Consider the following 6,860-nt stretch of genomic DNA (forward strand, 5'->3'; position numbering starts at 1 on the left):
AGATCCTTAATAAGCATTTTTGGAGCCAAACATAACTCTTACCGTACGCATAATAAGCTTTATATCCAGCAGGAAGCCCCGTTCCTCAATGTATTTCAAGTCAAGCTCAACCATTTCATTAAAGCTGAGTTCATTGCGGCCGCTCACTTGCCATAAGCCTGTGCATCCAGGCAGTACCTTGAGACGCAGCTTGTCGTAGCTTGTGTACTCGTTCACTTCGCGCGGGAGAGCAGGACGCGGACCTACCAGCGACATGTCTCCGCGGATGACGTTCCACAACTGGGGGAGCTCGTCGATACTTGTCTTCCGGATAATCTTCCCAACCCTTGTGATGCGGGGATCATCCTTCATTTTAAACATGGCGCCTTGGATTTCATTCTGGCTGAGCAGGTTATCCAGCATCGCTTCCGCGTTGGTCACCATGGAACGGAATTTGAACATTTTGAACGGCTGCTCGTTGCGGCCAACCCGTGTTTGATAGAAAAAGACCGACCCTTTTGGGCTCTCTAGCTTAATTAATAAGGCAACTAGAAGAAATAACGGGGAAAGCAGAAGTAACCCCAAGCTAGCGGCAGTGAGGTCAAATCCGCGCTTGACCATTAAGTAAATACGAAGAGGCCGACGCTCGTAGGCGGTATATATGGTCGCTGCATCAAAGACTGCTTCGAGATCTTTTTGCTGAGGAGTCGGAGCCATCAACATTCACCTCTAATTAATCTTATTGAACTGCTCCCGCAGCATCATTTCTTCCATAGCGGCGAGCAAGGGAATTCGGAGTTCTTCATTTCTAAGGGCAAAATCGATCGTGGTGGTAATAAAACCAAGCTTCTCGCCAACATCATAGCGGGTTCCTTCGAAGTCATACGCATACACGCCTTGCAATTCATTCAGCTTCTGAATCGCATCCGTGAGCTGGATTTCTCCTCCCGCGCCTTCTTCCTGATCCTTCAGGCAGTCAAATATTTCAGGGGTCAGAATATAACGCCCCATAATGGCAAGCTTGGAAGGCGCCTGTCCTCTGGCAGGCTTCTCTACAAATTTCCTTACCTGATACAGCCGGTCAAAGCTTTCGATCGGATCCACTATGCCATACCGGTGCGTCTGATCTTCCTGAACGGTCTGAACCCCAATAACGGAGCGTTCTGTCCGTACATACTGGTCGATCAATTGCTTCACGCAAGGCACGCGGGACTGCACAATGTCATCCCCAAGCAGGACGGCAAACGGTTCATCCCCGATAAAATTGCGCGCGCACCACACCGCGTGGCCAAGCCCGCGCGCTTCTTTTTGGCGGATATAGTGAATATCCACGTTGGAGGAACGCCGAACCTCGTCCAGCAGATCGAATTTGCCCTTGCTGAACAAGTTATTCTCCAGCTCAAAAGCATGATCGAAATGATCCTCGATCGCTCTCTTGCCTTTGCCCGTTACAATAATGATGTCTTCAATGCCGGATGCTATCGCTTCTTCTACAATGTACTGAATGGTAGGCTTATCGACGATAGGCAGCATTTCTTTTGGCATCGCTTTGGTCGCCGGAAGGAAACGGGTTCCGAGCCCGGCTGCGGGAATAATAGCCTTCTTCACCTTATTCATTACTCTCTCACCCTCACCTATCGATATAGTTTCTCTATAAAATACAAGCCCTGACTTTTAGGTCGAGGGCTGCCAAACCAAAACCTATTACTGATTAAGAGTGGCATATGTAGGTTCGCTAAGTTCTTTTTTCATCTTCATGGTCGGCGTATTCTTTCGTCCCATGTCCTGCTTGTTGATTTTATTGATCATCGCAAGAACCGGCAGATCGAGAGTTTGCAGCATTTCCGCTTCGTTCTTGATCGTGTCGTCAAGATAATCCAGCAGGAAGATGATGCCGACTGCCAGCATGCAGGAAACGATAAAGCTGATCAGCATATTCAGGATTGGGCTGTTATTAATTGGGCTTGGAATATCCTTTTCGTCCGCCTTGTCGAGAATCGTTACATTGTCGACTTTCATGATATGGGGGATTTGATCCTTGAAGATTTCGGATACCGCATTTACGATTTGAGCGGACTGCTTGTAAGATGAACCGGCGTAAATAATGTCCATCACCTGCGAATTGTCTGCGGAGGTAACCGTAACCTTCTGCGATAACTGATCGGAAGTGACCCCAAGTTTCGGGTTTTGCTCGACGACCTTTTCCATGATGTAGGCCGATTCAACAATTTTTTTATAGGAATTGATAAGCATGACATTGGATTGCAGCAGACCAAGATTCAGTGCTTCCACGCCGGCTTGCTGAGGAGATTGATTCACGATAAGAGTAGCCTTGGCTTGATAGATCGGGGTTGTAAAAAAGTAGCTTTTAACGCCGGTTGCAACGACAGCAACGATAACGATGGCGGCAATCAGCCACCATTTCTTTAATAGGATCTGGGCATACTGCTTTAGTTCCACTCTCTTACCTCCTGCAGCTTTGTAGGACTTTAGATACAATTCGTATCAACATTTGTATACTTTACTTTAAGATACAATACGTATCATGTCAATAGTTTTTTCAGCTGTTTTCATAATTTTGCGACGAATTGTTGCAATTAGGCGCTCCGGCAAAAAGAAAACCCTCATGCAAACGGTTACCCGTTTGATGAGGGTTAGTGAACGGTTTTTTCCTTTAAGAATTCGGTTTCCTGCCGTCCCAATCGCTTAGGAATTTCGCAATGCCGGCATCCGTAAGCGGATGCTTCCAAAGTGACGGCAGCAGGGCTCCTGGAATCGTTGCAATATGGGCACCGGCCAGCGCAGCCTGCTCCACATGCCCGATATGGCGGATGCTTGCCGCGATGATCTCCGCATGCATTCCGTAGTTTAGAAGGATCGTCCGGAGATCCCTGATGAGTCCCATGCCATCCGTACCAATGTCATCGAGGCGGCCCACAAATGGACTGATGTAGGTGGCACCCGCTTTGGCGGCCATTAGACCTTGCGCGGCCGTAAAGATCAGCGTCACATTGGTCTTAATGCCTTTTTCCGACAAAGCTCGGGTCGCATACAGACCGTCTTCGGTCATGGGCAGCTTAATGACGATATTTGGCGCCCAATCCGCGATATCAAAAGCCTCCATAAGCATCTCTTCCGATGTCGTTCCAATTACCTCCGCACTGATTGGACCGTGAATGAAACCTGCAATTTCCTGGATAACTTCCTTGAAATCACGGCCTTCCTTCGCAATGAGGGACGGATTTGTCGTTACCCCGTCTACGAGGCCAAGCCTTGCAATTCTTTTAATTTCCTCGACATTAGCCGTATCCAGAAAAAACTTCATAGCTGTCCGCCAAAAAACATCTCAATCTCGCGTTCCGCACTCTCAACGGAATCGGAGCCATGCACGATATTGCTCTCTACGCTTAGTGCATAATCGCCGCGAATCGTACCGGCATCTGCATCCGTGGGATTCGTGCGGCCGATCAGGGTACGGGCGTTTTTTACGGCACCGGGGCCTTCCCAGACCATAGCGAAAGAAGGACCTGAAGTAATGAACTCGACAAGTTCGCCAAAGAAAGGCTTCGCCGCGTGTTCGCTGTAATGGCGCTCTGCCAGAGGCGTATCGATCTCGATCAATTTTGCCTGTATGAGCTTAAAGCCTTTGTGCTCGAATCTTGCTATTATGCTGCCGATTAATCCACGCTTCACACCATCGGGCTTCACCATGACAAAGGTTCGTTCCATTTCCATTCCTTCTTTCATTCCTAGTTTATTTGCGCAAAAGAGGTTTGTTCGGTAAATAATGAAGAGACTTCACATACCGCACGGTACGGGTCTGTGCCCGCATGACCATGGAATGCGTTTCCGCACGCTGGTCCGGCATATATCGGACTCCGCCCAGGAACTCGCCTGGCGTTACGCCGGTCGCGGCAAAAATAACATCCCCGGTGCCAACCATATCGTTGATATTTAATATTTTGCGAGGATCCGTCAGCCCCATAGAGACGCAGCGTTCATACTGCTCCCCGCTTTCGGGAATCAGCCTGCCTTGAATTTCGCCGCCTAGGCATTTGAGCGCGGCTGCGGCAAGCACCCCTTCCGGCGCGCCGCCCGAGCCCACATAAAGATCGATGCCCGCTTCGGGAAAAGAAGGCGCCAGCGCTCCCGCAACATCCCCATCCGATAAAAACTTGATCCGGACGCCCGCTTCTCTCAAGTCGCGGGTCATATCCGCATGGCGCTCACGGTCCAGAATCATCACGGTCAGGTCCGTGATTGGCTTATCCAGCGCCAGCGCTGCCTTTTCCAGCGTTATGCGGATCGGGTCCTTCAGCGACAGCTTGCCCGCAAGCTCCGGTCCAACCGCAAGCTTTTCCATATACATGTCGGGGGCGTGAAGAAGCTGGCCTTTGCCTGCGACGGCCAATACGGCCATTGCGTTATTGAGTCCCCGCGCAACGATCTCCGTTCCTTCAAGCGGATCAACGGCAACGTCAACCTCGGGTCCCTGCATGCTGCCTACCTGCTCGCCGATGTAGAGCATCGGCGCTTCATCCATTTCACCTTCGCCTATAACAACCGTACCACGGATCGATACCGTATCAAACATGCTCCGCATCGCTTCGGTTGCTGCGCCGTCGGCGCTGTTCTTATCTCCCCGGCCCATCCAAGGGGAAGCGGCTAGTGCCGCAAGCTCCGTGACTCGAACAAGCTCTAAAGACAATTCGCGTTCTAACATTTTTGGGCATCCTCTCATACGTATTGCCATTTTTATGCGATAAATACGTTGGCGGCGTTTTTTTGCGCAAGATTTTATATCGGGTACCTAGGATAATTGCTCAATAATAAGGCCCGCGGTCTCTTCAATCGCGCGGTTCGTTACGTCTATAACCGGGCATTGGAATGCCTCCATTACACTGGATGCGTAAGCGAGTTCCTCCATAATGCGCTCCATGGAAGCGTATTGCGCGGACTCCGGAAGCCCCAACGTCTTGAGCCGCTCCGTCCGGATATGAAGCAAATGCTCAGGCTTCATCGTAAGCCCGACAATTAACCGGCCCGGCGCCGGCGTAAGCTCAGCAGGTGGTCTGACCTCCGGCATAAGCGGCAGATTCGCCGTCTTGATTCCTTTATGGGACAGGAAGATGCTCAGCGGAGTCTTGGACGTCCGCGATACGCCGATAAGGACCACTTGGGCCTGAATCAGGCCGCGCGCATCCTTGCCGTCGTCGTATTTCACCGCGAATTCGATTGCTTCCATCCGGCGGTAATAATCGTCGTCGATGGAATGAAGAAGTCCGGGCTTGCGTTTTGGCGAACTGCCAAACGTATCGACAAAAGCCTGCATCATCGGGCCCATTACATCAACCGCCCGCACTCCCCAGCGGAACGATTCTTCCTTCATTAGTTCCCGCAGCTCCGGCTGGACAAGCGTATAGCTGATAAAACCGCCCGTCCGGGCTGCTTCTGCGACAATCTGAATAACTTCCTCTTCGGTCTTTAGATGACCAAACCTTTTAATTTTGACATGGTCCGATGCGAACTGCCGCAAGGTCGCTTTCGCTACGGCTTCCGCCGTCTCCCCTACCGCATCCGAACAAACGTAGATAATTTGCTCTGACATAAGCTCCTAATCCCCCAGTTCCGCAGCTGTTGCAATATCCGACATCAGCCGGATAATGTTCGATTTCGATACCCATCCGCTAATTTCCGCTCCTCCCTCGCCGGGAATAATAACCGGCAGGCAGTCAACTTGATGGAGCATCATCTTTCGAATCGCATCCGAAACGGATTCTTCAGGAAAAAGCGTGACGATATTCGGGTAACGCGTCATAACCATGCTGACCGGTATGGCACCTGCGCCCGGGTTTCCAAGCGTAATTTTGAGCAGATCCTTGGGCGTTACGATGCCCGCAAGATTTTTGTTCTCGTTCACGATCAGCAGCGTATTGGCGTTCTCCGTGAACAAGGTGATAACCGCATCCTGAACGGATAACGTCTCTGGAATATTAACCGGAACCCCTTGGATCTCGTGAACCTTGATATTGTCAAAGCGCTGGCGCGCTGCCGTATCATCGGTCGAACGGTAGGCTTCACCGAGAAAATAGCCAACCTTCGGCTTCGCATCAAGCAGGTTCAGCATCACAAGCAGCGACAGGTCCGAGCGCAGCGTCGGACGGCTGACGCCCATATACTCCGCAAGCTGCTCCCCTGTAATCGGCGCATGCTTTTTAACTAGCTCAAGCAATTCTAGCTGACGATTCGATAGCTGGATATCGGTTCACCCTCTCATCTTTTATTACACACATTTACCTATATAACCATCAATAATCGGATTTAATATAACACATATATATTTATTACACAATATATGTTCAACCATATCGGATTTGTGCTCTATTTATGCTGTGCATATAGCCTGTGAGAGGGAGTCCTGGTTATTGTGCCCACTTTAGTTGTTCAACCTCCCTCTCGTCTCCCGTCGGCCCTCTGTAAGTCGGTTTTTTCCTCTTATTCAGCTTCCCCACGCCCTTTCAGCTCCCACCAGTCTCCTCTAAGTCGGTTTTTTCCTCTTATTTACCTCTCAACTGCCCTCTCGTCTCCCGTCGGCCCTCTGTAAGTCGGTTTTTTCCTCTTATTCAGCTTCCCCACGCCCTTTCAGCTCCCACCAGCTGCACGCAAGTCGGTTTTTTCCTCTTATTTACCTTCTCAACGCCCTTTCAACTCCCACCAGCCGCCCGTAAGTCGGTTTTTTCCTCTTATTTACCTTCTCCACGCCCTTTCAACTCCCACCAGCCGCACGCAAGTCGGTTTTTTCCTCTTATTTACCTTCTCCACGCCCTTTCAACTCCCACCAGCCGCCCGTAAGTCGGTTTTTTCCTCTTATTTACCTCCCA

General features: G+C 50.4%; 8 protein-coding genes. All 8 read right to left on the reverse strand.

The window, feature by feature from the left end; translation table 11 throughout:
• Nucleotides 1-6: 6 nt before the first annotated feature.
• The 8 genes from WFK81_RS20645 to WFK81_RS20680 all read right to left on the reverse strand — a co-directional run bounded on the left by WFK81_RS20645 (nt 7) and on the right by WFK81_RS20680 (nt 6,211).
• Entirely contained in the window at nt 7-702 is a 696-nt protein-coding gene (locus WFK81_RS20645; RefSeq protein ID WP_442956078.1) for a sugar transferase, read from the reverse strand.
• Between the two features lie 6 nt (nt 703-708).
• The gene (gene galU / locus WFK81_RS20650) at nt 709-1,596 is read right to left on the reverse strand and encodes a UTP--glucose-1-phosphate uridylyltransferase GalU (RefSeq protein ID WP_336788255.1); all 888 of its coding nucleotides are present in this window, start codon (nt 1,594-1,596) and stop codon (nt 709-711) included.
• 87 nt (nt 1,597-1,683) lie between these two features.
• On the reverse strand, nt 1,684-2,439 hold the full coding sequence (locus tag WFK81_RS20655) for a YveK family protein (protein WP_336788256.1): 756 nt from the start codon (nt 2,437-2,439) through the stop codon (nt 1,684-1,686).
• 214 nt (nt 2,440-2,653) lie between these two features.
• Complete coding sequence (fsa, locus tag WFK81_RS20660; RefSeq protein WP_336788257.1) at nt 2,654-3,304, reverse strand: fructose-6-phosphate aldolase; 651 nt, start codon at nt 3,302-3,304, stop codon at nt 2,654-2,656.
• Entirely contained in the window at nt 3,301-3,708 is a 408-nt protein-coding gene (gene ndk, locus WFK81_RS20665; protein ID WP_336788258.1) for a nucleoside-diphosphate kinase, read from the reverse strand. Before ndk ends, fsa begins: the two co-directional genes overlap by 4 nt.
• A 25-nt stretch (nt 3,709-3,733) precedes the next feature.
• Nucleotides 3,734-4,702, reverse strand: coding sequence for a class II fructose-bisphosphatase (glpX, locus tag WFK81_RS20670; RefSeq protein ID WP_336788259.1), 969 nt, complete (start codon nt 4,700-4,702; stop codon nt 3,734-3,736).
• Nucleotides 4,703-4,789: 87 nt separating this feature from the next.
• Nucleotides 4,790-5,587 carry a pyruvate, water dikinase regulatory protein gene (locus tag WFK81_RS20675; RefSeq protein WP_336788260.1) on the reverse strand — a complete coding sequence of 266 codons (798 nt, stop codon included), beginning with the start codon at nt 5,585-5,587 and terminating at the stop codon, nt 4,790-4,792.
• Nucleotides 5,588-5,593: 6 nt separating this feature from the next.
• A complete protein-coding gene (locus WFK81_RS20680; RefSeq protein ID WP_336788261.1) occupies nt 5,594-6,211 on the reverse strand; it encodes a CBS domain-containing protein in 618 nt (205 codons plus the stop codon).
• Between the last annotated feature and the right edge of the window lie 649 nt (nt 6,212-6,860).

This window comes from Paenibacillus sp. MMO-177 (assembly GCF_037147795.1).
In the GTDB taxonomy this organism is placed as follows: Bacteria; Bacillota; Bacilli; order Paenibacillales; family Paenibacillaceae; genus Pristimantibacillus.

Excerpts from the sequence above, each read along its gene's own strand:
- glpX (WP_336788259.1), bottom strand. The coding sequence starts at position 4,702 with ATGTTAGAACGCGAATTGTCTTTAGAGCTTGTTCGAGTCACGGAGCTT.
- fsa (WP_336788257.1), bottom strand. The coding sequence starts at position 3,304 with ATGAAGTTTTTTCTGGATACGGCTAATGTCGAGGAAATTAAAAGAATT.
- galU (WP_336788255.1), bottom strand. The coding sequence starts at position 1,596 with ATGAATAAGGTGAAGAAGGCTATTATTCCCGCAGCCGGGCTCGGAACC.
- WFK81_RS20675 (WP_336788260.1), bottom strand. The coding sequence starts at position 5,587 with ATGTCAGAGCAAATTATCTACGTTTGTTCGGATGCGGTAGGGGAGACG.
- ndk (WP_336788258.1), bottom strand. The coding sequence starts at position 3,708 with ATGGAACGAACCTTTGTCATGGTGAAGCCCGATGGTGTGAAGCGTGGA.
- WFK81_RS20645 (WP_442956078.1), bottom strand. The coding sequence starts at position 702 with ATGTTGATGGCTCCGACTCCTCAGCAAAAAGATCTCGAAGCAGTCTTT.